At 41.1% G+C, this 25,353-nt stretch carries 21 protein-coding genes and 2 pseudogenes; 11 read left to right on the top strand and 12 right to left on the bottom strand.

Going from position 1 to position 25,353, the window contains the following annotated elements:
* Positions 1 to 4: 4 nt before the first annotated feature.
* Genes CI960_RS17110 through CI960_RS17135 form a run of 6 tightly spaced genes read right to left on the bottom strand, consistent with a single transcriptional unit; the run spans position 5 to position 5,856 of the window.
* Positions 5 to 799: a DUF4393 domain-containing protein gene (locus CI960_RS17110; protein ID WP_005854343.1), complete on the bottom strand. Its 795-nt coding sequence runs from the start codon at positions 797 to 799 to the stop codon at positions 5 to 7.
* Between the two features lie 4 nt (positions 800 to 803).
* Complete coding sequence (locus CI960_RS17115; RefSeq protein WP_005854342.1) at positions 804 to 1,445, bottom strand: DUF4145 domain-containing protein; 642 nt, start codon at positions 1,443 to 1,445, stop codon at positions 804 to 806.
* A gap of 5 nt (positions 1,446 to 1,450) precedes the next feature.
* Positions 1,451 to 2,596, bottom strand: a complete 1,146-nt coding sequence (locus CI960_RS17120) for a restriction endonuclease subunit S (protein WP_005854341.1) — start codon at positions 2,594 to 2,596, stop codon at positions 1,451 to 1,453.
* Positions 2,580 to 4,172 carry a class I SAM-dependent DNA methyltransferase gene (locus tag CI960_RS17125; RefSeq protein WP_005854340.1) on the bottom strand — a complete coding sequence of 531 codons (1,593 nt, stop codon included), beginning with the start codon at positions 4,170 to 4,172 and terminating at the stop codon, positions 2,580 to 2,582. The genes CI960_RS17120 and CI960_RS17125 overlap by 17 nt, the downstream gene beginning before the upstream one ends.
* 8 nt (positions 4,173 to 4,180) lie before the next feature.
* Positions 4,181 to 5,644 carry an RNA-binding domain-containing protein gene (locus CI960_RS17130; RefSeq protein ID WP_005854339.1) on the bottom strand — a complete coding sequence of 488 codons (1,464 nt, stop codon included), beginning with the start codon at positions 5,642 to 5,644 and terminating at the stop codon, positions 4,181 to 4,183.
* Between the two features lie 5 nt (positions 5,645 to 5,649).
* Positions 5,650 to 5,856, bottom strand: coding sequence for a helix-turn-helix transcriptional regulator (locus CI960_RS17135; protein WP_005854338.1), 207 nt, complete (start codon positions 5,854 to 5,856; stop codon positions 5,650 to 5,652).
* 390 nt (positions 5,857 to 6,246) lie between these two features.
* On the opposite strand from CI960_RS17135, the gene CI960_RS17140 reads away from it, so the two are divergent.
* From CI960_RS17140 to CI960_RS17155, 4 genes are read left to right on the top strand one after another with little or no spacing between them, the layout of a single operon-like run.
* A complete protein-coding gene (locus CI960_RS17140) occupies positions 6,247 to 6,444 on the top strand; it encodes a helix-turn-helix transcriptional regulator (protein ID WP_005857813.1) in 198 nt (65 codons plus the stop codon).
* Between the two features lie 16 nt (positions 6,445 to 6,460).
* On the top strand, positions 6,461 to 8,869 hold the full coding sequence (locus tag CI960_RS17145) for an Hsp70 family protein (RefSeq protein WP_008773620.1): 2,409 nt from the start codon (positions 6,461 to 6,463) through the stop codon (positions 8,867 to 8,869).
* Between the two features lie 14 nt (positions 8,870 to 8,883).
* On the top strand, positions 8,884 to 10,053 hold the full coding sequence (locus CI960_RS17150; protein ID WP_005857817.1) for a 3'-5' exonuclease: 1,170 nt from the start codon (positions 8,884 to 8,886) through the stop codon (positions 10,051 to 10,053).
* 12 nt (positions 10,054 to 10,065) lie between these two features.
* Positions 10,066 to 11,433, top strand: a complete 1,368-nt coding sequence (locus CI960_RS17155) for a hypothetical protein (RefSeq protein WP_005857819.1) — start codon at positions 10,066 to 10,068, stop codon at positions 11,431 to 11,433.
* 89 nt (positions 11,434 to 11,522) lie between these two features.
* Here CI960_RS17155 and mobV read toward each other — a convergent pair whose 3' ends face one another.
* From mobV to CI960_RS17175, 5 genes and pseudogenes are all read right to left on the bottom strand, one after another.
* Positions 11,523 to 12,893: a MobV family relaxase gene (gene mobV, locus CI960_RS17160; protein WP_005857821.1), complete on the bottom strand. Its 1,371-nt coding sequence runs from the start codon at positions 12,891 to 12,893 to the stop codon at positions 11,523 to 11,525.
* A gap of 125 nt (positions 12,894 to 13,018) precedes the next feature.
* Positions 13,019 to 13,213 (bottom strand): hypothetical protein, encoded by a 195-nt coding sequence (locus CI960_RS23250; RefSeq protein WP_147331321.1) that lies wholly within the window; start codon positions 13,211 to 13,213, stop codon positions 13,019 to 13,021.
* 270 nt (positions 13,214 to 13,483) lie between these two features.
* Positions 13,484 to 14,671: a primase-helicase family protein gene (locus CI960_RS17165; protein ID WP_005857823.1), complete on the bottom strand. Its 1,188-nt coding sequence runs from the start codon at positions 14,669 to 14,671 to the stop codon at positions 13,484 to 13,486.
* 267 nt (positions 14,672 to 14,938) lie between these two features.
* Positions 14,939 to 15,310, bottom strand: a complete 372-nt coding sequence (locus tag CI960_RS17170) for a hypothetical protein (protein WP_005857826.1) — start codon at positions 15,308 to 15,310, stop codon at positions 14,939 to 14,941.
* Positions 15,307 to 16,536: pseudogene (locus CI960_RS17175) on the bottom strand (tyrosine-type recombinase/integrase). The gene CI960_RS17170 and the pseudogene CI960_RS17175 overlap by 4 nt, the downstream one beginning before the upstream one ends.
* A gap of 629 nt (positions 16,537 to 17,165) precedes the next feature.
* On the opposite strand from CI960_RS17175, the gene CI960_RS17180 reads away from it, so the two are divergent.
* From CI960_RS17180 to CI960_RS17215, 7 genes and pseudogenes are all read left to right on the top strand, one after another.
* Positions 17,166 to 17,747: a metallophosphoesterase gene (locus CI960_RS17180; protein WP_005854336.1), complete on the top strand. Its 582-nt coding sequence runs from the start codon at positions 17,166 to 17,168 to the stop codon at positions 17,745 to 17,747.
* Positions 17,748 to 17,763: 16 nt separating this feature from the next.
* Positions 17,764 to 18,294 (top strand): hypothetical protein, encoded by a 531-nt coding sequence (locus tag CI960_RS17185; protein WP_005854335.1) that lies wholly within the window; start codon positions 17,764 to 17,766, stop codon positions 18,292 to 18,294.
* A 13-nt stretch (positions 18,295 to 18,307) separates the two neighbouring features.
* A complete protein-coding gene (locus CI960_RS17190) occupies positions 18,308 to 19,075 on the top strand; it encodes a metallophosphoesterase (protein WP_005854334.1) in 768 nt (255 codons plus the stop codon).
* Between the two features lie 670 nt (positions 19,076 to 19,745).
* Positions 19,746 to 20,087, top strand: a complete 342-nt coding sequence (locus CI960_RS17200) for a nucleotide pyrophosphohydrolase (protein WP_005854323.1) — start codon at positions 19,746 to 19,748, stop codon at positions 20,085 to 20,087.
* Positions 20,084 to 22,327, top strand: coding sequence for a DNA/RNA helicase domain-containing protein (locus CI960_RS17205; protein ID WP_005854322.1), 2,244 nt, complete (start codon positions 20,084 to 20,086; stop codon positions 22,325 to 22,327). Before CI960_RS17200 ends, CI960_RS17205 begins: the two co-directional genes overlap by 4 nt.
* Before the next feature lie 26 nt (positions 22,328 to 22,353).
* Positions 22,354 to 22,455 (top strand): annotated as a pseudogene (locus CI960_RS23720) (XRE family transcriptional regulator); the annotation flags it as partial.
* 79 nt (positions 22,456 to 22,534) lie between these two features.
* Complete coding sequence (locus CI960_RS17215; RefSeq protein WP_005854321.1) at positions 22,535 to 23,143, top strand: type 1 glutamine amidotransferase family protein; 609 nt, start codon at positions 22,535 to 22,537, stop codon at positions 23,141 to 23,143.
* A 66-nt stretch (positions 23,144 to 23,209) separates the two neighbouring features.
* On the opposite strand, the gene CI960_RS17220 is transcribed toward CI960_RS17215, so the two are convergent.
* Entirely contained in the window at positions 23,210 to 25,285 is a 2,076-nt protein-coding gene (locus tag CI960_RS17220; protein ID WP_005854320.1) for a BT4734/BF3469 family protein, read from the bottom strand.
* Positions 25,286 to 25,353: the final 68 nt, after the last annotated feature.

Raw genomic sequence — 25,353 nt, forward strand, 5'->3', positions numbered from 1 at the left:
CACATTATTTAATACAAGCATCTATGAATAATTTACCGAATGGGGTTACCTTATAGTAACTTTTTGAAACTTCAATATCTTTGAATGATAGAGGTACTAATTTCGCCTTTAAGGAGTCCAATCCATTTTTTAAACAAATATTGTCATATTCAGTATTGTCTATTTTGTACAATCCGTCTTCGTCAGATAAAACTCCAAGGCTAATCAAATTAGAAAGATAGGCCGTAATATTCTGAGGAAAAGTTAATGAGATATAATAAGGCAACATCGTAGCGTGATCTAAGATTGTAATAAAACCTCCATTTTCGTTTTTTGTTATCGCCCTAAAAGAACAATAAGGAACTTCTATAGCTGTTCGCAAGTATTGAATGATTCGTGCCTCATCTTCTGATAAACGACCAATAATATCAACAAATGCAGGATGAGCACGATTAACGGTGTCAATATTAGAAGCATTTGCCAATAATGTAGTAAACAAATCCGCTATTTCATCATTCGTTGTATAAGTTAACTTTTCTACAATAGGGGTACCTATTTGAGTGTCCACCTCACACCGTTTTTCTTCTGGTATTTGTTCAAGTTTATCTTTATACTCGTTAAGCCGTTTGGCAAAATTCAATTTTCGCTTCTCTGTCCACAATTTTAGAGAAAGCAGAGAATTGGGACATAATTCAAACACTGTTGCTAATGCTTGACCTAAAGCTTTAACACTTGGCTGTGCCAAGTCTTGATAAAACTGACCGAGCACATTCGCTCCTGCTTTCACTAGTTCAATTCCTTGATTAACTTTTTCCGCCATAGTATTATTCTTTATCACGTTTTTCGATTGAATCTTTTACAGATTGAGGGAGTGCATCAAAAATACCATCTATCTCCTTTGGTTCTGTAATAAGACGTTCAGTAATAATATTCAGCAATTTCATAAGAGTTTCAGCCGTAGCCCTATCATCAACATCAAATGCTATTTGTCCTGGATGAACAGCTTTGTTACCAATAACCCGAACTGCATCTAATGCCTTCTGAACAATTGTAGGTAACCCCTTCTGCACAAGACTTCCTATCATTTTGTCTATTGCTCCAGTTTCACCAAGTTCATTACAAAGTCGTTCCACTGCAAGACGAAGAAGAGCACATGCTGCCCGTGGCGACTTATTGTAAATCAAAGCAGCCTCATCGTACAATAATTTCACTGAATTAGGCATATCCGCATTTGGTTCTGTTGCAGCTATTTCAGGATATACATATTGATTATCAATCCAAATTATAGCCTTGTCGCAGTTTTGGCATATTGCTACATTTATCAAACTGCAATCATCAAAAGGAGTACACCACCAGCTTTTATCCTGTTTCCATGAAGCACTAAAATATATCATTTGAGAAACTGTATTGCAATGCGGACAAGTGAATTTTTTCTCTTGATTCTTTGGGGTTATATAATTTGCCATATATATTAAATAATTACTATGTTTGATAATAGGTTTTTGAGTAATATACCACAGCAATAATTTTCTTTAGAAAAAGCAATTTTTGCGCTGAGTAATTTAGAAAAAACATCATATATATGTGTGTTTTCGCAGATAAGAATTGGTTGTGCGCATATAAGTTCTTGACTTAAATTCTCTTGTGCTCCACCGTTTGCAAGACGTTTGATATTCTCTTGCTGGTAAAGACAATGAAAATAAAGATATGCGGCTTCCTCAAAGGTTGCTGTTAGCATATTACAACATGCTTGGTTCGTTGTGGTGTCACAGTCTAAATACGTCACTTGTGAAGCGGTTGCACCATACATAGCCATAACGACAGTCCCACTCGGAATAATTTTAGCAGAACTCCCCTTTAAACCTTCTCTGCTAATGTATTCTTCCGTGTCAAAGATAATGTTATTTGCCACTTCTCCAGATTTTAGCCATCGATAATGGTGTTTATCCCAATATTTAGGATTAGAACGATTAGGAGTACCACCCGATTTTGTTTCTTTACAAAATTCACCAATCGTTCCCATTCGCCACCCCTCAGGCAAATTCTCCACATCAATATCGTCAACAAACATCTTGCGGTAGATGGCCTGAGCTGTTTCTTCAATAGTAGCAATCAATCTGCGGTTGTTTTCAATCCGTCGCTCTATTGCTTGATATTCGGCTACAATCTTTCGTTGTTCATCAATTGAAGAAACTGGCAACAAGACTTCGCACATCTCACTCCATTCAAAGACTTCACGCGCAGAACCATGCGATTTGAAACGGGCATATCTATCGAACTCTGGCCTACGAAACCACATCATCAGATATTCCGGCAATAATTCTGTTTCGTCAATGACTTCGAAAACAACATAAGCCTGTGAAATAATACAAGGAGATTCCCCCTCATACAAAGCAATTGTTATTTTATCTCCATTGCGAGAAGTTACAGGAACATAGCCAAACTGTCGAGGTTGGACTATTTTATATGTACTCATATCAGTCCCCGTTGTATTTGCAATGGATGTGATAAACTGCTTAGCAATGCTTAAACCAAGCAGTTTATTTACAACCAAGTCTCGATTGCGCACATCAACTTGCCGGATATAATTACCCAATCTTTTATAATTCGATTTCATAACCCAATGATTTAAAAACATTAAGTACTGATTCTCGACTTTTGGCTTCTTGACGAAGGATGTCGGCAAGTTCCGATTGAAGTTCCTTCATGCGTGTGTCATAATCCACCGACTCATCCCGATTGACAAATTCGATGTATTTGGAGGGGACCAACGAGAAACCTTTGTCTGCAATTCCTCCATCTTCACCAACACTTACCGATTTACAGAACTCCGGTATATCGGTATAGGTTTCTGTATGACCCTCTCGCTGCCAGTTGTGGTAGGTATCGGCCACTTTACGAATATCCTCATCGGTGAAACGCACATATTTCTTTTCAAAGGGTTCGCCCATCTGGCGCATATCGATGAAAAGTATCTCCTTTTCACGGTCACGATAATGTATGTCTTCTCCGTTACGATTGACCAAACGACCTTTCTTATTCGCATTGATAATCCAAAGCGTAACGGAAATATCAGTAGAGTAAAAGAGGTTACGAGGCAGTATTACAATTGCTTCCACCAATCCGCGTTCAATCATCTTGCGACGGATTTCTCCTTCTGTACCATCGGCACTCAGCGCACCGTTGGCCAAAATGAAACCTGCCACACCGTTGGACGAGAGTTTGCTCACCATATTGAGAATCCAAGCATAGTTGGCATTAGAGGTAGGCGGCACGTCATAACCATCCCAACGAGGATCGTCCGTCAGTTGATTGTCCGCTCTCCAGTCTTTTTGGTTGAACGGAGGATTAGCCATAATGAAATCGGCTTTCAAATCTTTGTGACGGTCATCGGTAAAGGTGTTGGCGGCATAATCGCCCAAGTCGGCTGCGATACCACGAATAGCAAGGTTCATCTTGGCCAGTTTAAAAGTGGTCTTGGTATATTCCTGTCCATACACCGACACCTTGCGACGATTGCCATGATGACTCTCCACAAACTTCATCGACTGCACAAACATACCGCCCGAACCGCAACAAGGGTCGTAGATTTTACCTTCGTAGGGTTCAATCATTTCGGCTATCAAATTGACTATCGTTTTGGGCGTATAAAATTCCCCCTTACCTTTTCCTTCTTTAATGGCAAACTTGGATAGGAAATATTCATAAACACGTCCAATAATATCATTGCCGTCTGCGGATTCCAGAATCGTATCAAATCCATCAATCTTATCAAGCAATGAACCGAGTTTTTCCGCTTCTATACCCAACGAACTATAGTAGTTGTTGGGTAATGCGCCACGCAAAGGCTTGTTTTCCTTCTCTATGTCAGAAAGAGCTTTATCTACAATAGATGCGATGTTGGGTTGCTTTGAATTTTCTTTAAGATACGGCCAACGGGCTGTTTCCGGCAAATAAAAAACATTCTTGGCCGCATAAAACTCCACATTATCCACAAAGTCTTCCAAACCGTCATTGACAATTTCCTGACGGCGTTTCTCAAAATGAAATCCGGCGTACTTCAAGAATATCAATGACAGGACAACATGTTTGTATTCGCTGGGTTCAATAGATCCACGCAGTGCATCGCATGCTTTCCAAAGTACTTCCTCCATTGGGAGATTGTCTTTCTTATTTATCGATTTCTTTGCCATAATTCGTATTATTTTGTTTCCCTAGAGGTTGATGAAAGGATTTCCCAATGCCCCCCAAAACTTGGTCCAACTCGTTTGATAACATTCGCTGCTTTCATGCGTTCCAGTGTTATCCTCATTGCTTTTTCCGAGACTTCACATTGTTTTGCTAATGCAGAGATACTGATTTGTGGGTTTTCTGCAATAAGAGAAAGTATCTTGTTATGCCCCTGTTGTGCCCCTGTCATGCCCTTGTTATGCCCTAATTGGTCGGCTTCTGGTCGCTTCTGGTCGGCATGGTTAGTTCCTTGCCCTTCCTCCAAAACCTTCGCACAAACAGTTGCTTTCATGATAAAGGCAACCAAGTTGTATTGTGGCTCACGGACACCCAAAGCCGAAAGTTCACGACACATACGGTCAACACCCTCACCGAACTCTTTTACATAATCGTAAGCTTTGAGGTATTCCGCAATTTTCGGATTGCGAGAGAAATGGGTATGACGAATGTTGTCAGTGCGAACAATGCCCGGCAACTTACCTGGTGTTTCGAACACAAGACGGTCGTCGAACATCTTTATCTGAATTTCCGTGCCCTTAATACTGTAATCGCGATGGCAAACGGAGTTCACCACCATCTCTTGTATTACAAACTTGGGGTATTCGCGGTCGGTTTTGAAGATACCGTCCTCTCCAAGATAGGAATGCTCCTTGACCTGCGTTTCAAGATATTCAACAGTTTTCTGGATCTGTTCAAGAATACGACCATCGAAAGTAACATCTTTGATGACATTCATTTCACGTCCCACCTTTTCCTCTGTACCGAAATACTTGATAAAACGCACTCTTGCACGAGGAAAGAATGTCTGAGGATGCTTGCCAAAAAGCAATATACAAGCTGCACTGACTTGCGGCACATCGCCTTTATAGGTCACAAAACCTTTGTTCTCTTGCAGATACTCCATTGCAGACTTGCCATAACCAATCCGCTGCATGTAGGCTTTGACTGCATCCATATCTATGTCATCAAGTGTGGCATCGTATGCTGTGGAATCCTCGTAATAGCGTTCTCCTTTGTCGTACATGAGTTGCAAACGCTCATCAAAAGTCAGTTTGCGTGATTTGTCTCCTACACGCCAAAACACTTCATCAGCTTGATTCGCATGAAGTCGCGGACTTGCAGGAATGTGCATCAACAATACACGGTTATCACGTCCCTTAGCATCCGTACAAGGCACATAATCCGTAGTGACAGAAACTGATGGAACACAAAAATCCAAAGGTGTCCGCAATATATCATTGAGATGTTCCTTGTCTTGGTCAACACCCTCTACTCTGCGAGTCTTGTCGGATATACCCACAGCAATCATTCCACCATCTGCATTCGCCATAGCTACTATGATAGTGGCAAGGTGCTTAGGCTCAATGAGGATACTTTTACAGTCAAAAGTCTGACCTTCCTGCATATGCCGTATTTCTTCAATTGTATATTTCATATCCTCTATTCTTCTTTTGTATGGCAAATGAGTCTGTGAATATCTACATCCAGAACTTCTGCTATCCGTGCCAATGTGTATAAATCAGGCTGTGCATGATTGTTGCACCATTTGGAAACCGTAGCCGGATCTTTCTGCAATGTCTTAGCGAGCCACTTACTCATGATACCCTTTTCTGCCAATACTGCCTTTATACAGTTCAAATTCGCCATATTGTATTCAATTATAAATTGCGTTAAATGCAAAATTACATATTTTATTTGGTTCGCGAGCATGATCGAAGAAATAAAATCCTATATCATAGTATTATGGCAAAAGAATTTAATGAAAAGTGATGTAAGAATGGGATTTATTTGCTAATTCTGCAAAAAGAATACACCTGTCTGAAATCAAGAGAGTTAGAAGAATGACCCCGGTATTGGGTAATGAGTTGGCAACCGTCCTAATTGCTGCAATCTGTATCGCTTTGCTTGTTCGGGTAACTCTTTATATGCAAAGGTATGATTTTATTTCGTATAAAGCAAAAATATCTTAGAATATCGGTTTTTTATTATTGTTAAAATCATTATCTTTGCATTCAAAGAAATAACAATGAAAAATTAATGGAAGATTTGAATCAACTCAAAATAGTTTTGGTTAAGAAAAAGCGTACCAGTAAATGGTTAGCAGAACAACTTGGAGTGAACCAAACAACAGTATCCAAATGGTGTACAAATACAACGCAACCAGATTTACAAACATTGAAACGTATAACAGAACTGTTAGAAGTGAACATTCAAGACTTAATAAACTTCTCGTGAAATAAAACATAGTGCAATGAATGAAATAACAATATCATCAATGTTGCCTGCTGTCAGGAATACAGCACTCATGCGTGGTAAAACGTACATCGGAATCGATTTTGGCACATCAACAACGGTGGTATCTATCGTTTCCTATGATGAGTACGACCATAAAATCCATACGAAGTCTTTACGATTGCCACAAATGCTTCCTGACGGGACTTTATACAGGTCAGAGATAGTACCTACGGTAATAGCGTGGCTGAATGGACGTATTTTGGTTGGAGAAGGTGCATCGCAGATGAAATACCAACTGAAAAAGGGAAAGAATATCTGGTATTCGTTCAAAATGGAGTTAGGCGAGGATTTAGGAGCAAAGTATTACGATAGTGAACTGCGTGAGGTAGACCCTTTTCGGATAAAGAATCCTGTGGATGCTGCACGGGTATTCTTTGCCTACCTGAAATACCTCATCATTAAATACTGTACCGAAAATAATATCAGTATAGATATTTTGTATGCAGTAAGCATCCCTGCATCATTTGAAGCCAATCAGCGTAAAGATTTACTTGACGCACTAATGGCGAATGATATGAAAGTGTCAAAGCAAGCTCTTATAGATGAGCCGAATGCGGCTTTTATCAGCTATGCTGTATCACGGGCAGCAGAAGACCGCCCCATGTTCATAAGCCCAGATTATAATTCGAAAGTATTAGTCTTTGATTTCGGAGGAGGTACATGCGATATATCTATACTCGAAATAGGACAGAGTGCTAATGGATTTTTTTCTAAGAACATTGCCATTTCAAAATTTACAAAGTTAGGTGGTGACGACATAGACAGGTACATAACGTACCATTATCTCATGCCACGCTTTTTGGAAGCTAATGGAAAGAAAAAAGAACAGTTTCGGACGAATGAACGTAAACAAATAGCATCTGCACTTTATAAAGTCGCAGAACGACTGAAAATATTAGTGAACAAAACATTAGCAACGCTTGCCTCTGATTTTGTAATACCTGATGTGAAATTGAGCGATTCAAAGACTGAAATAGAGTCTGAGGTTGAAATCATTACCAATAAAGGTACGCTCAAACAGAACAAGTTCTACCTGACGAATAAGGAGCTTACAGAAACAATGGCTGTGTTCTTAAAACAAGGATTCGGTAAGACTACCCGCATAAAAGGAGAAGATGAATACAACAGTATATTTTCTCCTATAGAAAGTGCCATTAAGAAATCTAAAACTCCCAAAGAAGAGATTGATTATGTCTTGCTTATTGGAGGAAGCAGCAAAAGTCCATACATCCAGGAAGCCTTGCATTCCTATTTTGAGGATTCGGAGATATTGGTTCCGATGGACCTGCAAACCCACGTTTCACAAGGAGCAGCCATTCACAGCTTATTGTTCAATGGTATGAATAAATGCCTGATACAACCTATCACGAGTGAACCGATTTTAATCATCACCAAAGACGACCGACCTAAAATCATTCTCCCTGCAGGAACAGAAATACCCTGTAACACTATAGAGATTGATGACTTGGTAACAAGCCGGGATGGACAAAAAATTGTCGAGTTACCTATTTGTGTTGGTAATACAACAAAAATGCTTTTCAATTTGAAGATAGAATCTTCCATGCCCAATGGTTTTCCTATCAATACTCCAATCCAATTGGTAATTGAAGTCAATGCGGATAAGATGCTGATTATCCATGCTACTTGCATGGGAACAATATGTCATGTGGAACCACTTAGTCCATTTGCAAATAAAGAATTGACAACCGAAGAAAGGGCTGCCCTAAAAGCAGAAAGACAAGCTAACCTTGAAGCCGAACAAAATGGCGGTGTACCTTCGAAAGAAACCCTGATTACACTCAAACAGGCTTATCTGAAGATTGGAAATGATTTCAAGGCAGCAGAAACACTTGAACTTCAAAACGAATTATATCCGAATGTAGAAAACCTAAATTCGATAGGTGTACTCTATCATAATTCAGGGAATAATGAAAAGGCTGCAGAATTCTTTGAACAAGCTATTCAGCAAAATCCGAATAATGAGTATGCACATTTCAATTTAGGCAATACAATGAAGTTTATCAACAAAGATGTGTACAAAAGGGAGGTGCGTAAAGCATACGAACTCAATCCTAATTATGACATAGCATTGATTGAAGCAGGACGTATAGATAAGGCAGAAGGCAAAACTGAAGATAGCAATAATAAATTCCATCGTGCTTATGACCATATGCTCCAACAATGGAAAACAAATACCTTAAAGGATAGTGCAAGTTTGGGATGGTTAGCAGCTGTAGCACGAGAACTTGGAGAAAATGGCATTGCAAATCAAGTGATGGCCTCTGCCAAGAAACTTGAAAATGAATCTTATTATAATGAAGAAAACTTGTCTAAAATTAGGGATAATATGTTGACAAATAATTAAAAAAAACTGCGATTATGGCTTGGATAATAGAAGAGAATAAACTTGATGCTCAACAACGTAATTTTCTTGACAATGTGGACATAAACCGCAAGAATGTTTGGATTAAAGGATTTGCAGGTTCTGGAAAATCTATTTTACTTGCATATACAGCCAAAAAAGTCCGTGCAAAATCACCCTCTGCAAGCATTTTATTGATTGTGTTCACACAATCATTGGTTGAAATGTTTAAATCCGCATTTAAGGAAATCGGATTGAATGTTACCATAGAAACTTACTATAGGTTTATGAGAGGAAATAGTCATTATGACTATATTCTGTGCGATGAGGTTCAAGATTTAACACCACGTATTCTTCAAGAGATGAATAACCGTGGTACGCACGTTGTTGTAGCAGGAGACTCCAATCAATCGATATACGACCATGACCCTCAATGGCAAGAAGCAACCGTAACTCCGTCAGAAATAGGACGACTAATCAATGGAGACGCTTTTGAATTAGGAATCATTCATCGCCTATCACGGTCTATTATTGATGCCGTACAACGCTTCCTACCACGAATGAACATATTTTCTGCAAAAAGAGATATGACAAAAAGCGATACACAAATACGTTTGTGCGAAGCTACTTCCGAAGAAAAAGAAGTAGCTTACGTAATAGAACAGGCAACGAAAGCTGTGAATGTAGGTGATACAGCCGCTATCTTGATTCCATCTGCTCAAAAAATTATCCATTTCGTAAATTTAGCCCTTAGCCATGCTGGAAAATCAGCATGGGGAGGAGCAACCAACCAGTATGGAAAAACTGATTTTGGCGTAATGAATGCATTTCTCAAAGCGAATGGTATAAAAATGCAATATGTGGGTAATGGTTACGGTAACTTTTCTGAAAATGACCGTCGTATTATCCTCATGACATATCACAGCGCAAAGGGATTGGATTTTGATAATGTTTTCATCCCATTTGCTAATAACAATTTGTATATCAGCCCGGATGAAAGTATGGCTAAGACCTTGTTTATGGTAGCAATGACCAGAGCAAGGAAGAATTTGTATATTTCCCATTATGGCTATCCGAGTGATTATCTGGATGCTTTCAAGTCAAACTGTTCGCACATAGATATTTCCACATCGGTGGCAAGCCAATCAACAACTAATAACAATAAAAACAACCCTTGGGGATTTTAAATTATAGATACAATGGATTATTTAGCAATTATACGTAAGGCGGATTTCGTAGATTTATTCAAGTATGGTAAATTGAATGTTTATTCGGCAATCAATTTTGACGGAAATATCAAGGCTCATGCAAATGATGATGATTTGTTTGAGAAATTAACAAAGAGCATGAACTTATTCGAATACTCTTTTGAGTATATGGTGATACACTTTGTTAGCGATAATGGGAATGAGTATCCCTATCCCATAAACATTGAAGATGTAAGGGGGCTTTATACTTTTGATGAGGAAGCTAAAAAGGAAATGAACGTATCGTTTGATTCTCGAATTAGGCTTCACGTGTCACCTTGGGGTGAGAAATTTAAAGCTTTATACAATAATCAGTTAATGTCGCAATCAAAACGAGGTATTGATAATTTATGGGCGATATTTGATTTGTCGGAAACTGACAGAAAGATGTGTGAATCTATTATTACCGATGATGTCGTTTCCGAAGTATTTGATGAATTGTTTTCATATAAACGCCCGACAGGAGAACAATCTATATGGACGTATCTGCTACGATATGAACGCCATAGCTTTTATCCTAAAAATACGAAAGGATATTTTTGTGATTATATCCATGTAGCTTGCAATTGGATGGCAAAAACAGAAATGCAGAACGATGTTGCCATCGAAACAACATTATATAATTTGATAAAAGAAAGTCCAGCAACGGATTTCAAGCCACTTTCACAAATAGCAATAAATTCAAATTTACCTTCTCGAACAGATGAAGTTGCCAAATGTCAATTTGCAGTAGCGGCTCCATTATTCTTGCTTATGAAAGACAAATTTGGCAGTGGATTTTCCATTGATTTTAAAACTATTGATTATGCCAAGACATTTGGGTTTGAATGTTCCGTTGCGGTATATCTTTTAGGACTGACTCTTGGGTATGACAAAACTTATGATGCGTATTACGATTTTGTAAAATTACCTATATTTGAATTACGAACTGAGAATCAAGAAGCTAATAAGTTAGATTTAATGCAAGAATCTAACGAAAAAGAAATCTATTCGGAAAATAGAAACGAAAATGTAGCAGTAGATTTATCTTCTGAAGATACGATAAACGGTAAAGATATATCCACCACGGACACAAATTTCCTAACAATAGAACAAAAAGCTCCGCTCGTTCAGCAAGGACAACTATTTGTCATGGAAAGTGTCAATAAAAAGCAACCAATAGCTTGGCTTAGACTAAAAAATAAAAATGATAATGATTTTAAGCCAGCATTTAACGATAAGGAAGTTTCGACTTTGAGAAGTATGGGCTATAAAATCGCTAAAAGATTCAGCAAGGAAGAAAAGTCGTATATCATTTCACAAGGTTACGAAGTTTCATAATTCATTTATCTTTAAAATATCAACAGAAGGACAGCAAGCGGTTTCGGTCTGCCCGAAACACAAACTTGCTATCCTCCCGTTGGCATTGTTTATAATCCCACGCCCTTGCCTCTCCTAAGCGGCTCAACCGTCCTTTTAACAGATGAAAACAGCCTGTCAAACTGTTCCTTGAACCATTCGCCAATCAGTTGCCCATTGATAGCAAGTGCAAGTTTAGACCTGTTTGTCGGGTCTTTCACCACTTGGAAGCCAGCCCTCTCGGTCGTGAATTTTCGCTTATGCTCCTCCGAATAAAGTTCGCCCTCGTAGAACAGCGGCTTGCCGCTGATGAGCGTGGCGGTCTGCCGCTCGTTGAAGCCGACTTTAAGGCAGAACTTCTCCATGTACACCAGTTCTTGAAACAGCGGAAACCACTTTTGGGCTTTTTGGATAATGGATTTCAAGAATGACACTTTCTTTTGCTGTTCCGCTTCCTTGTCCGACAATTCCCTGCGGTGCTTGACTTGCAGTTCCATAAGCTGCCGTTGGTGGTTCTCCTGCTGACGCTGCATTTGCCGTTGCAACAGTTCGATGCTTTCATCACGGGCAGCAACCTCGCCTTGCAGGGTGCGGTTGTCGGCTTCCAGCTCTTTCAGCTTTCCGCTGCCCAAAAGAGAACCGACCTTTGCCACGAGTGCCGTTTTCGCTTCGGTCTTGGCGGTTTCCAGCTTCTCCGACTTGATTTCTTTCCTGACTTCGTCAAGCTGCCGTTCCGCCTGCCGCTGTTCGGTTTGTAGTTGTTGCACATTGGCTTCAAGCTCTCCCGTCTGCCGTTTCAGGTCACGGTAGTATTGGGCGGTGGTGGTGTGCCGTGCTTCCGAACCACGGACACCACGCTGCAAGCCGTATTTCGCCATCGCTTTTGCGTAACTGTCGTGGTAGGCTACCAGCCTTTCACGTGTCAGCAGGTCATCAGCGCACAGACGCACGGCGTTGGCTTTCTTACGGTAGGTGCGTTTGCCCTCCGCCTGCTTCTTCCTCGCTTTCCTGCGCTCGCCCGTCACTATCGGTACGACCGTGGCATGGATGTGCGGCGTATGCTCGTCCATGTGCAGCACTGCCGAAACGGTGTTCTCCTTTCCGAACGTACGGTACAGCCATTGCAGGTTGTCATCGCACCATTCGTTTAGTCTGCCCTCGTCCTGCACTCTTATCATGTCCTCGTGCGTGCCCGAAAGAACGATGTGGATTGCCCGTACTTGGTCGGGCGTTATCTTCCGCTTGATGCCTGCCGTGCGGATGCGGTGGCTTATCGCTTCGGTACGGTCTGCCACGCCGTCGGGGAACTCCACCAGCTCACGGTTGAGGTGGGTGCGTGTCGGGTCGGCGTTCTTGGGCATTGTCTTGCGTTCGATGTGGTCGGATGCGCCCGTGTCAGCCGACCCTTTCGCCTTGTTGATTTGGATGCTTATGTATCCCATGTTCGTTTCTTGTTTTTTAGGTTCTACAAACTTGTTTGTCGGTGTCCGTCCGCCTGCGGTCGTGCCGCACGGGGCAAACGGGGGTGTCCAGAGGGGTTACACCCCTCTGGCTCATTAGGGTGTTTTTAGCATGAGCGAAGCGGTGCGTGAAGAAAACGCCCTAATGAGCTATGGCTTTTTGTTTCCCAAAAGCCTGCGGCGGTGTCGGCGGCTGTCGGATGCCTTTCTTTTTTCGCCAGCAATGAGGGCTTTCCCTTTTCGGTCGGCAGGATGGAAGTCCGTCCGACCAGCCTGCGGATGGCGGTGTTTATCCCTGCCATTTTCCCGGTGGACTTGTTGAGGGGTGAAAAAGCGTTGAACTGTTGAATTTGATATGTAATAACCTGATATATTACAAAATACACTCTAAACAATCTCTCAACAAAAGCGTGCTACCCAACAAACGGATGCGAAAAGAAAAAATGAGGTCGGAGTGATATGCCGTTGCTTCTTCTTTTCATCAGCCGTTGTGTGTTGTTGGCGGTCTGTTGAGGTTGCATATTCTTATATATCAATACTTTATTACCCTTATTCAACAATTCAACAGAATATCAAAGCTTTTCCAGCAGTTCTTTCGTGACGGTATAATACCTGCCCGCACTTCTTCGGGTCTGGTAACGGTCATTGCCGCCGTATTGGTAGGCGGTGTAGGTAAGACCGTTGGGTGCAGGTGTCAGCTTCCAGCACTCCTGCACCACTTTCCGTACCTGCGATTTCTCCACCCTGACTTGCGAGCAGACTAGCAAGGGAATGATGTCGTTCAAACAAAAGGACACCGTTTCCACCTCCATCTTCGCCATGATATCAAGCAGCAGTTCTGCCATCTCAATCTCCAGCCGGTTGCGGTTGCTCCGGATTATCTTCTGCAGGGCATCCGTCTCCAGCAGCTTCGGGTTGAACCACATGCGGCTCTCCTTCCCGGTGGATAGCTGTCTGTGTTGTAGGAAATGCAGGAAAGCGGGTATCTCCGCTTTCAACTTTTGCAGAAAGTCGGTATCGTCATTCTGTAACGGCACAATCTTCCGCACCCAATAGCGTGTTTCCCCAGCGTCAATGATGACAGGCAGGTGCTCGTTGTTGGAACACAACACGAACTTGGCGAAGAAACCTATCTCGTCACGGTCTTTGCCTTTCGCCTCCACCTTGTAGGAAAGCGTGGTGCTGAGGTTCTTCAACCGTTCGCTGTCTTCTCGGCGGTTGAGCAGCACCTCGTCCACCATGATAAGCAGCTTGCCTGCCCAGTCGGAGTTGAACTGGCTGCGGAAGTCCTCGTTGGTGTTGAACGTCACGTTGTTTTGGAAAATGGCTTTCAGGAAGTTCAGGAACGTGCTCTTGCCCGTGTTCCTTTCTTCGGACACGAGCAACAGGATGGGCAGCTTCTGAATGGGATAGAGGTAGAGCAGTTGCAGATAGTCCATGCCCAGCCCGTACTGTTCGCCGAAGATGTGTTCCACCAACGAGCGGATGCAGGGGAAATCCCCCTCCTGCGGTCGGTGGCTTATCGGTTCGTAGAGGTTGAGGAACTTGCCGACTACGGGCTTGTAGCCCACATGGTCGGGTACGGTGCAGAAGCCGTCATACTTGGGGATGCCCGCCATATAGTCCTTGCCGTAGTCCTGCCGCAGGGTCTCGGAGTTCCATGCGATGCGTTTCCTCACATAGCCGCCGTCAATGCGGGGCTGGTCCACAATCTTGTAGAGCGTGGTGCCTACTCGGATAAATTCTTCTTTTTTCTCCATGTTTTCAATAAGATTCTAGTGCCGACAACATATTGTCGGCAAGCGGATTAAACATGGGTGCAAAGCTACGGCAGGGCGGTTAAAACTTTGATACGTAAAACGATGCAGAACGGCGCAAAAGGAACTGACGGATAAGAAAATGCAGTGGAACGGGTAATATCAGCCATCGAAAGGCGAAAAGAAAAAGCCCGAAGAAGCAAAACCGCACTTCTTCGGACTGACGGAATTGTGTGACCGCACGGGCGTATTGCCGCATGACCGTATCTGCTAACATTTACACGGCTGTCTGTTGCTTAATGATACCCATAGCATTTGCTTTTCTTTTCGCAAGCACAGTCTTTCTAAAATGGCATTGCGTACACTTGACGCACTCGGTGTATCAATTCGGAAAGCAAGTGCCACGACCATAGGGAGGGAATAAGTTTCCAAATAATATCCGTTGGGCATCTTGGTACGTTTTTCCACCTCATAAGGGGGCAACACTCCGCTCTTGTACACGGCTCGTATGGCGGCACGGAGTGTCGGGGCAATTACATCGAAAAGTTTCACCAATTCCATTTCGCTCATCCATACGCTGGCGGCATCGGACGGTACGGTAACCCTACCGTACTTGTCCATCGTGATTGTTGTCCGTTTCATACTCCTGCCACTTTGATGTTACCGAAAGTCCGGTTCAGCTGGTTACCGAAAGCCGTCAAATCGTTACCCAACTTCTGCGTGGTTATCTTTGCGTAAATCTGTGTGGTCTTGATATTTGTGTGTCCCAAAACACGGCTCACGCTTTCAATCGGCATACCCTTGCTAAGGGCTAATGTTCCGAACGTGTGACGGGTAACATGAAAGCTGATTTGCTTGTTTATGTTGCACTCACGGATGACATTCTTCAGCTTTTTGCAGATGCTCCAATAGTTGATTTCACCGAAAACTGAATTGTCTTTTTGGAACGGTCTGTACTTCCCGATTATCTACAATGGAATATCCAGCAGCTTCACTTGGAACGGTACGCCTGTCTTGTGTCGCTTGGAAATAATCCACTTCTCGCCGTTTACGTCCATAATATCGTCCGTGGTCAGTTCCCTGATGTCTGCAAAGCTGAGTGCGGTGAAGCAGGCAAAGACGAAAAGGTCACGAGTGAAAGCGAGCGTTGCATCGGTAAACTCATGTTCGATTAGCTGTCGGATTTCTCCCTCCGTAAGATATTCCCTTTCCTTTACGTTGGGAGTAATACGGAACTGCGCAAACGGGTTTCTCGGTATCAGACCGTTGTAATGCGCCCGTGAAACGATAGTCTTGACCCACATGCACGCCAACCATACAGTCGCGTTTTTAAGCCCTTGCTCCGTTGTGAGGAATACAGAAAACTCTTTGATAAAGTCGGGGATAAGTTCCAGCATCGACATGTCGTTGCGCTTGTAGAACGACTTGATAAACGCCGCCACATAGTTCCTTGAACGTACCATTACACGGTAAGACCCCATGCAGCGGTCTTTGCCGACACGCTTCAAGAACTTGGCGTTCTCCTTGTCAAACGCACCGAGTATCGTTTCATACTCGCAACCTATGCCTTGATAAGCGTTACGCACCATTTCTGCCGTGACATACGCCTCGCGGTCGGATATGCGCTGGTAGTGCTTGATGATTTGCGCCTTGATGTTGTCGAGCGCAAGGTTCGTTTCCCTTACCTCCACGCTCTTCCCTTTGGCACAGTTGCCCTTAGCATCCCAAAGCGTCTTTGAGATGCTCCGCTTGCAACTGAACTGCGCCACCGTCCCGTTGATTGTAACCCGTCCCATGATGGGGACAATTCCGTTCTTCTCCTTGCTGCCGTTCGCATAGAACAGCACGCGAAATGTGCTTCTTGCCATACTCGTCTTTTTTTTTGGTTGCAAAACTATAAATCAACGAGTTAAACCTTGACAAGCAAACCTACGCAGAACGGCGCAAATAAAACGGAGATTGTTAAATCTGCATTTCCAACGGGTAACGAATAGGAAACCGTTTTCCTGCTGCAATCCGCTTTGAAACGGTTTTCAACACTTTTCCCAACTTCCGTGATTTTCTCCTAACTGCTTAAATCTCAATTCTTATTGCGTTAATCTGCTGGTTTTGTTCGATTTTTCCAGCGATATTTGCTAATTTTGCATTGCTTTTGAGACAATATAAACATTAACAATGCAAAGAAACAGAATGAACATATTATCTATAACAACCGCAATTCAGAGCAATAAACGCACTGAATCTGTGTCGAGTGTTCATGTTTCACGTATTGAACCTCGTTTAGTAAATACTTTCCAACGAACATAGCGAGTACATTATTGTACTTTGAGAGAATAGAAACTGAATAGTTGGAGAGTCCTTACCAAACTTTCCAACTATTTTGTTTGTATGCCCATTTGTGACAGTCGCCTTTATGATGCTCTTCTGCCATTTCCGTCTGATGGGCTGTTGGTAACCAGATTATTAACGTGCAGTGATGCACATAAATTGAGAAGAAATGAACTATAAATTTGATGGCAGCAAGGTGTTCTTTACATCTGATACCCATTTTTATCATGGGAATATCATTCGTTTCTGCAACAGGCCGTTTAAGGATGTGGAAATGATGAATGAAACAATCATATCCAATTGGAATAATACTGTCGGACAGTATGATATTGTTTTTCACTTAGGTGATTTCTGTCTTAGCGGTTCGGCTGAGTGGACTAAAATGCTGGATAGATTGAACGGAAAGATATATCTGATTATGGGCAATCATGATTTGAAGAATATACGTCAAGGCTACATTGACAGATTTGAACATGTGGCAATGCAGATGCACATAGAGGTCGGTAAACAAAGGATATATTTGAACCATTATCCTTTCCTATGCTTTGATGGCGGTTACAAAGATGTGTGGCAACTGTTCGGACACGTACATACAAGGAAGAACAACACTGGAATTGACGCTGCCCGGCTTCAGTATCTCTATCCGACGCAATACGATGTAGGGGTTGATAACAATAACTTTACACCCATATCATTTGAACAGGTAAAAAGGATGATTGAAAAACAAGTAGAGCAATTTCATAAGAAATAAAAAAGGAGGGTTATGTATGAGTGAATATACAACGGTCTATTTAAGACACAAAGACATGCCTTTGTTGAAAAAGAAAGAGCATCCGTCTCATGAAGAATGCCAAAGTCAATCTAAAGAAGATTTGATGAAAGTCGATGAATATAACAAACAGGTTACAAAGTCTTTGGGGTGTAAATTGTTTTATCTTACTACTACCCCAAGTCGTGAATTGACTGTGCTTCCATGTAGCCCATCTCCAAGTGTGCTGACAAACGTCCTTCTTGAGGAGGTTTTATGCTTTTATAAAGAAGAAATCGAAAATTGCAAAAAGGCTATTGCTAAGAATAAAGAAGATATTGCCAAGTTGGAAGTACGAATAGCCAAAACGACCGTCGATTTGTACGATAAAATCAACAAGGAGATAGACAACAGCTATGAGAACATAGACTTTGAGGAAGAAGAACTTGAACACTACCAATTCCTATATAATAAATTTTCTTTCTTGGAGGGTATTATTGGCAATGAATCAAATTCAAAGAATTATGAACTGATTTATACAAAATATTAATAAACAAAAGATTATGAAGATACAATATATGAGCGACCTGCATTTGGAATTCAGCGATAACAGCAGGTGGATGAAACATAATGAATTACCTGTAACTGGCGATGTTCTGGTTCTTGCCGGAGATATATTCTATTTGAAAAACAAGGTTGCACCTTTGAGCAATTTTTGGAAATGGGCATCTGCAAATTATCGGCAAGTGCTCATTGTGCCCGGAAACCATGAGTATTACAATTATTGTGATGTGATGGGTAAGGGACTGCAATGGAATTGGATGTTCAAGAAGAATGTAGGATATTACCAGAATCAAGTAGTAAAGATTGATGATACCGATTTTATCATGAGCACTTTGTGGTCTCAGATTTCTCCTTCTGACGAGTATTTTATATGGAAAGGCATGAACGACTTTCGGCAGATAATGTATAATGGTAAATTGCTCCAAACTGAGGAGTTTAATCAGATGCATGAATTCTGCTTGGATTTCATCAAGCATAGTCTAACTGAAAGCACCGCAAAGCACATTGTGGTAGTAACACATCATCTTCCCACATTGGAGGTCGTCGCCCATCACCATAAAGGTTCAGTGCTGAATAGTGCATTTGCAACTGAACTGAGTGGGCTTATTGCCGACAGTCGCATTGACGCATGGATTTATGGGCATTCACATACCAACATTAATGCTGAGATAAACGGAACAAATGTCGTTTGCAATCAAATGGGATATGTTTTTGAGAACGAACATATCGCCAACGGATTTGATCCGGGCAAGTTCCTTGTCTTGTGAAAGGCATGAGCTCGTCAGCAATACGTTTTAAAGCCTCAATATATCATATAGTAACTAAAAACGTTCCTATTTGTATATTATATGATATGTTGGGGCTTAAATTTTTCAGTTCATTCGAAAAATTCCAATAACTGATTTTTTGCTTGCCAAAAGAAAAAGATATAACTCCACTCTCAACTTGACTTTAATGGCCGTTATTATATACACGGGCAATAAAGTTAAGTCAAACAGAGGGGAAGAAAAGAAAAAAGGCTTCAACTGAATATTTCTTTTGGTCAGCATGCAATATCCGTGAAAATATCTTGCATTTAGTTGACATTATCGGCGAAAACATCCCAGAATTTTGTACCTTTGTAACTGGATAGGAAACAGGTGAACTTCATTGAGGATGCAATACTTCCTCGCAGTTCTGATTCACTGGGAAAAGAGTGTAATACAGCCTTCAAAACAAGTCAAGGAGGCTCAAAAACAACTTTTCTACCGATTAAATTGCAACAATCTATCATTCAAGCAGCTATGTATGCTTGCATCGGCAAATAAAATACAGAAGAAATCTATTAATTATAATATAAACTTCTCCACATCACATCTAAAACTATTTAAGATTTCCTTTTTTATTATTTCAATAGTTTTTCTAACTTTGTCATTATTGAACCCAAAAGGATAAAGTATGCAAAGCAAAGAATCTGACATAAACGAGATCATGGAACAAATCGTTCAATTCTCAGAAGATAGAGATTGGGATCAGTTCCATAATGGCAAAGATTTAGCTCTTGCTCTTTCTATTGAAGCCTCTGAGCTAAACGAAGCATTTTTATGGAAAAGCGCAGAAGATGTTAAAATAGATAAAATAAAAGAGGAACTAGCAGACATCATTAACTATGCTTTCTTAATTGCTTATAAATATAATTTAGACATTAAAGACATCGTCTTAACTAAACTAAAAAGAAACGCAGAAAAGTATCCTATAGACAAAGCAAAAGGCTGTGCAAAGAAATATAGCGAATTATGATTAGAAATTATCACACAACAATAACAGATTACATTTTTAATAAAAAGACTTTTTCCGAATTGAAAGAATCAACATTCGGAGACAAATGGCCTGTTGTATATATAATAGAAGATAAAGGAAAAAGGTTGGCATATATTGGAGAAACAACTAATATATGTAATCGCATAAATCAGCATTGGAATAATCCAAAACGAAAAAAACTTAAAAGCATTCATATTATCCACAATCCTGCTTTTAATAAATCCGTAATTTTAGATCTTGAAGCTTTTCTTATCAAATATATTGCCTCTGATGGTAAATATCAGTTACAAAATGGAAATGGAGGTCAACATTTTCACCATTACTATCAACGAGAGGAATACCAAAAAGAATTCAAGTACATTTGGCAAATTTTAAAAAAACACAATATAGTTACTCAAGATATTAGAATCATTGAAAATAGTGATTTGTTTAAATATTCTCCATATAAGACATTAACAGAAGAACAATATAAGATAACATACCAAATAATCGAAAGATTGAAAACAGACCTATCCAATGGTATTCCCCGAATATCCATTATTGATGGTGGAGCAGGAACAGGAAAGTCCATTTTAGGTATCTTTTTATTAAAACTTTTAGTAGATGCTCAAAATGAGACTAATTGGGCTATAGAGGAAAATAATTTGGAAGAAGACCTTAACTTAATCGCAAATGGGCTCAATTATAATTTAAAAATGGGATATGTTGTCCCTATGCAAAATTTTCGTAAGACATTAAAAAAGGTATTCAAAGGTATTAAAGGATTAAGTCCCAATATGGTTCTTAGTCCCGCAGATGTCGCTAATTCACAAGACAAATATGATATTCTGATTATTGATGAATCTCATAGATTAAGACAACGATATGGTTTAGCTAGCCCCGGAGACTATAAAGCTTTTGATCATAAGAATGAGATTTTAGGATTAGGGAAGAAAGGGACGGAGCTTGATTGGATCTTAAAAAAGAGCAAATATCAATTTTTCTTCTATGATTCAGGACAATCCATCAAACCAACAGATGTTGATCCTGAAAGATTTTTTCTTCTACTTCAAAATAAACATAATTACAAGTATAAACTGACTTCTCAACTTCGTTGTAAAGGAGGAAATGATTATATTCAATATATCCAGAATATTTTAAATTGCAAACAAAAGTTAAAAATTACTTTTAAAGAATATGATCTGAAATTATATGAAGATGTTGACGACATGATATCTGAGATAAAAAAGAAAAATAAGGAAGTCGGACTTTGCAGAAATATAGCAGGATATGCTTGGGATTGGAAAACAAAAGGAAAATCATTAAGCTCAATAATAAAAGAGAATCTATTTGACATAGAGATTAATGGTTATAAATATATATGGAACAGAACAGATACAGATTGGATCAATTCCCCAAACTCAATCAATGAAATTGGCTGTATCCATACAACTCAAGGATTCGATCTTAATTATGCAGGTATTATTCTAGGACCAGAAATTGATTATGATAATGAAAAGAATCGTATTTTTATTTATAAAAAGAGATATAAAGACAACAAGGGAAAAATGGGAATAGAGAATGATTCCATTCTACTTGCTTACATAAAGAACATCTATACAACTATCTTAGAAAGAGGTCTGGAAGGTACATATATTTACGTATGTAATGACTCCTTAAGGAATTATTTAAAACAGTTTTTTCCTGTTATTAAGCATAATACAGAGAAGCTATTATTTACAGAAAAAGTTAAAACAATCGAGATCTGTGAAGATATTATACCAGAAGACCAATTTTCCGAATATCTTCCATTATATACAATTCAAGCAGCATGTGGCTATTTTGGAGAGGGTGATGAAGTAAATAAATTAGGATGGATAAAAGTATCAAATCTGGGAAAATTAGACAAAAATATGTTTGTTGTACAAGCCAAAGGTAATTCAATGGAACCAACAATTCATGATGGAGATTATTGCGTGTTCAGAGCAAACCCTGTTGGTAGTAGACAAGGAAAAATAGTTTTAACCCAGCACATAAACTTCTATGATGGCGATAACGTAGGTAATTATTCTATTAAAACTTATACCAGCCTAAAGAAATATTCTGAAACTGGAGAATGGGAACACGAAAAAATAGTTCTTGAGCCCAAAAACAAGGACTATAAATCTATTTCAATCGATAATGTGGACTGTAATGAATTTAAAGTTATCGGAGAGTTCATTGGAATAATTAAACCCTAAATAGAGAATTATAGTCTCTCCATCTGACATTCAATCCCGTTGATAAAATAGTTGAGCTTTACGAGCGATTGTTAAAGGCCGAGCAAGAAAAGGTGGCTATACTCCATGAGATCGTAAAGGATAAATAAGTATCGATCGCAAATCTCTTTCGCCTGACGAGCAAAACGAGATTAGAAAGAAGTATAACTTCGATAAATACAATAAATAATGAAAAAAGAAATTCTATTCGTCTTGTTAAAAGACTTTGCCGATTGGGAAGGGGCTTATATCGCTCCCAACCTCAATTTAGGTGTTGAGCCCGGAAGTGAAAGCAAATATATAGTTAAAACCGTATCTGTCAGGAAAGAGCCGGTTGTATCGATCGGAGGGTTCAAGGTGCTGCCCGACTATGGGATCCATGACATTCCGGCCGATTATGCAGGAATCGTATTAATAGGTGGCATGAGCTGGTTCACTCCGGAAGCCGAAACCATTGTCCCTCTGGTTAAAGAGGCCATAGAGAAGAAGAGGCTGGTGGCCGGAATTTGTAACGCCTCCGTCTTTCTTGGCAGGCACGGTTTCTTGAACCATGTAAATCATACCAGCAACGGATTGGATTACCTCAAACAATTTGCGGGGGTTAATTATACAGGTGAAAATCTTTATATGGATGAACTGGCTGTCAGAGCCGGAAACATTGTAACCGCCAACGGATTTGCCACTCTGGAGTTCTGTCGTGAAATACTCTATGCGCTGGAGGCAGACTCTTCCCAAAAGATAGAGAGAAGCTATCGAATGAACAAAACAGGTGTTTGGGAAGATCCAGAAGTGGGATAAATCACTTATCTAATGGTGGTAGATAATAAACATCTACCACCAACAACTTACATCTACCACCATTTACTACTTTTCGACCACTAAATACAACCGTCCCCTACTCGCTAACTGCGTCTTAAGCCCTATCTTTTTCAAGAAACGACCAAAGACGGAGACATTGCTCATCGGAAGTTTTACGCCGCTCTTTTTTTGCAGCGATAGGTAGATCTCTCCGGCAGAGATCTTCAAACCTTCCTCCTTATGCGAAGCGGGACGATAATATTGAAAAAACAGATCCTCAAACAAAGGACGTTGTTGAAACGCCTCGTTCGCTTGCATCTGCGAAACCTCTTCCTCATGCGTCAGCCAATAACGCTCGTTATTATTCAAGGCGGCAACCGCTTGCGCATAGAGCTGGAGATAATCGATAGGCTGGGCATTGTCTATCATCCCTTTCACCTCGATACAAATGAAACGGCGGCTGCCGGAAGGATCGCCCAGCAAATCCGTATGGTTGCTCGTAGCGATAAAGGAAGCATAACGTTTCACCGATTCCACCTGCGTGGCATGAGGCTTGCGCACATTTACGACCGGCTTCTGCAACAGATGCTTCAAGAAGCCTTGATGCCTCGCGCTCACTTGGTCGAACTCATCAATATTGATCAATCCGAAACGGGTAAGATACAGCTCGGCATCCCGCTTCTTGCTGAAATCGATGCTGTCCGTGTAATACTTATTCAAGTCCGGTGGCAACAGGTTGAAGCAGAACGTGGACTTCCCGCACCCCTGCCCGCCCACCAAGAGCGGGGAAAGGCTGTTGCCATGCTGTTTGTCACGTCCCTGCCAGTGCGCTACCATCGACAGGAACCAAGTGTAAAACAACTGTTCCCACCGTACGTTGTCGCAAGGGATGCGTGCGGCCAGCGGACGGATGCGATCCTTGCCATCCCACACGGGCAAGCGGGTCAAATAGTCCTCGATAGGCGCATAGTCCGGGATGCGATCTGAAAAGACAAAACGCCGTACATCCCTGTCCCATAGCTGCAATCCTTCTTTCTGGGCATTCAAAGCGATACTGTTCAACACACGATCCGTCACGGGACGATAGTCAAAACAGAAGGTGTTTTTCTCCCGATATTCCGGTCCGCCAGACATCAGATTGTACCGGAAATCGTAACGACGGTTCATAAACTCCTCCATTTTCAAGCTCTGTAGTTGCTCCGGCTTGTAAAGGGACGTACAACCAAAGTCCGAATCGGAGGCTAACCGATACGACTGCCTCAAGGTCTCCCGGATCTCCACTTCCGAGATCAGATTCCCCCAATAAAGCATCGTCCACTTCACACAATCCTCCTCTTCTACCCCAGCCGCGAAACAAAGTCTTCCAAGAGTGACCAACAAAGGTTTGAAATCCACCTTTATGCTCAAACTTCCATGTTCCTCCAAAGCCCGCTGCAAAGCGAATTCATATTGGATGGCAACGTAACGGTATTGGTCATAAAGCGTCTGCCCGGCACTCTCTACCGGTACCGGCACCCGTTTTTCGAACCGTTCCTGGTAGGCGCTTTCGTCGGGCATAGCCACAGGCTGCTCCAGATGAATGGAAAGAGCGTCCGGATTGTAATACACATCGGCATCATAACTGAGGCGACAACCCATCTCCAGCACCGGACGTTTCAGCTCGATGGGATAAGAAAGGCGAGGCTCATACGTCTTGAGCGCATGTCGGTAAGCGTGCGCATGAAAAACCTCGGCATCCGTACGCGAACGGGGAAGCGACCCGTCGGGATAGGTATAAGCCACCACGAACTTCACGCTCCGTCCGCTAGAGCCGATCATAGCGAACAGTGTCTGCGGATATTCCACTATTTTTTGTTTCAAGGACAAAGCCTCTTCTATGCTCTTCAATCGATTGATCTCCAGCAAAATCCAGCCATTATACTCCTTCAACTCGCCTTTTCGAAAAGTTCCGGCAAAGAGCAACTGAGGTAATTTCCGGGTAAACGGATACCGTTTGTCGGGATAAGCCCGCCTTAATTTCTCTCGAAAGAGCGCAAGCTTATCCCTCGTCCGCTCATCCTTTACCCATGCCACGATCTCCTCCATACGCATCGCCCGTTGTGCGACGGTATGTCGATAGGCTGTTTGCTTGGTTATTTTCATGTCTAATATATTATTTAAGAAGTTGAATAACTTATGCTTACAGTTTTTCCTATAGAAAAACTAAAGTT

This window comes from Parabacteroides sp. CT06 (assembly GCF_002257605.1).
GTDB classification, from domain to species: Bacteria; Bacteroidota; Bacteroidia; order Bacteroidales; family Tannerellaceae; genus Parabacteroides; species Parabacteroides distasonis.

What these genes read in the sequence shown, in the direction of transcription:
- CI960_RS17110 (WP_005854343.1), bottom strand. Translation starts at nt 799, where the DNA reads ATGGCGGAAAAAGTTAATCAAGGAATTGAACTAGTGAAAGCAGGAGCG.
- CI960_RS17115 (WP_005854342.1), bottom strand. Translation starts at nt 1,445, where the DNA reads ATGGCAAATTATATAACCCCAAAGAATCAAGAGAAAAAATTCACTTGT.
- CI960_RS17120 (WP_005854341.1), bottom strand. Translation starts at nt 2,596, where the DNA reads ATGAAATCGAATTATAAAAGATTGGGTAATTATATCCGGCAAGTTGAT.
- CI960_RS17125 (WP_005854340.1), bottom strand. Translation starts at nt 4,172, where the DNA reads ATGGCAAAGAAATCGATAAATAAGAAAGACAATCTCCCAATGGAGGAA.
- CI960_RS17130 (WP_005854339.1), bottom strand. Translation starts at nt 5,644, where the DNA reads ATGAAATATACAATTGAAGAAATACGGCATATGCAGGAAGGTCAGACT.
- CI960_RS17135 (WP_005854338.1), bottom strand. Translation starts at nt 5,856, where the DNA reads ATGGCGAATTTGAACTGTATAAAGGCAGTATTGGCAGAAAAGGGTATC.
- CI960_RS17140 (WP_005857813.1), top strand. Translation starts at nt 6,247, where the DNA reads ATGGAAGATTTGAATCAACTCAAAATAGTTTTGGTTAAGAAAAAGCGT.
- CI960_RS17145 (WP_008773620.1), top strand. Translation starts at nt 6,461, where the DNA reads ATGAATGAAATAACAATATCATCAATGTTGCCTGCTGTCAGGAATACA.
- CI960_RS17150 (WP_005857817.1), top strand. Translation starts at nt 8,884, where the DNA reads ATGGCTTGGATAATAGAAGAGAATAAACTTGATGCTCAACAACGTAAT.
- CI960_RS17155 (WP_005857819.1), top strand. Translation starts at nt 10,066, where the DNA reads ATGGATTATTTAGCAATTATACGTAAGGCGGATTTCGTAGATTTATTC.
- mobV (WP_005857821.1), bottom strand. Translation starts at nt 12,893, where the DNA reads ATGGGATACATAAGCATCCAAATCAACAAGGCGAAAGGGTCGGCTGAC.
- CI960_RS23250 (WP_147331321.1), bottom strand. Translation starts at nt 13,213, where the DNA reads ATGGCAGGGATAAACACCGCCATCCGCAGGCTGGTCGGACGGACTTCC.
- CI960_RS17165 (WP_005857823.1), bottom strand. Translation starts at nt 14,671, where the DNA reads ATGGAGAAAAAAGAAGAATTTATCCGAGTAGGCACCACGCTCTACAAG.
- CI960_RS17170 (WP_005857826.1), bottom strand. Translation starts at nt 15,310, where the DNA reads ATGAAACGGACAACAATCACGATGGACAAGTACGGTAGGGTTACCGTA.
- CI960_RS17180 (WP_005854336.1), top strand. Translation starts at nt 17,166, where the DNA reads ATGAACTATAAATTTGATGGCAGCAAGGTGTTCTTTACATCTGATACC.
- CI960_RS17185 (WP_005854335.1), top strand. Translation starts at nt 17,764, where the DNA reads ATGAGTGAATATACAACGGTCTATTTAAGACACAAAGACATGCCTTTG.
- CI960_RS17190 (WP_005854334.1), top strand. Translation starts at nt 18,308, where the DNA reads ATGAAGATACAATATATGAGCGACCTGCATTTGGAATTCAGCGATAAC.
- CI960_RS17200 (WP_005854323.1), top strand. Translation starts at nt 19,746, where the DNA reads ATGCAAAGCAAAGAATCTGACATAAACGAGATCATGGAACAAATCGTT.
- CI960_RS17205 (WP_005854322.1), top strand. Translation starts at nt 20,084, where the DNA reads ATGATTAGAAATTATCACACAACAATAACAGATTACATTTTTAATAAA.
- CI960_RS17215 (WP_005854321.1), top strand. Translation starts at nt 22,535, where the DNA reads ATGAAAAAAGAAATTCTATTCGTCTTGTTAAAAGACTTTGCCGATTGG.
- CI960_RS17220 (WP_005854320.1), bottom strand. Translation starts at nt 25,285, where the DNA reads ATGAAAATAACCAAGCAAACAGCCTATCGACATACCGTCGCACAACGG.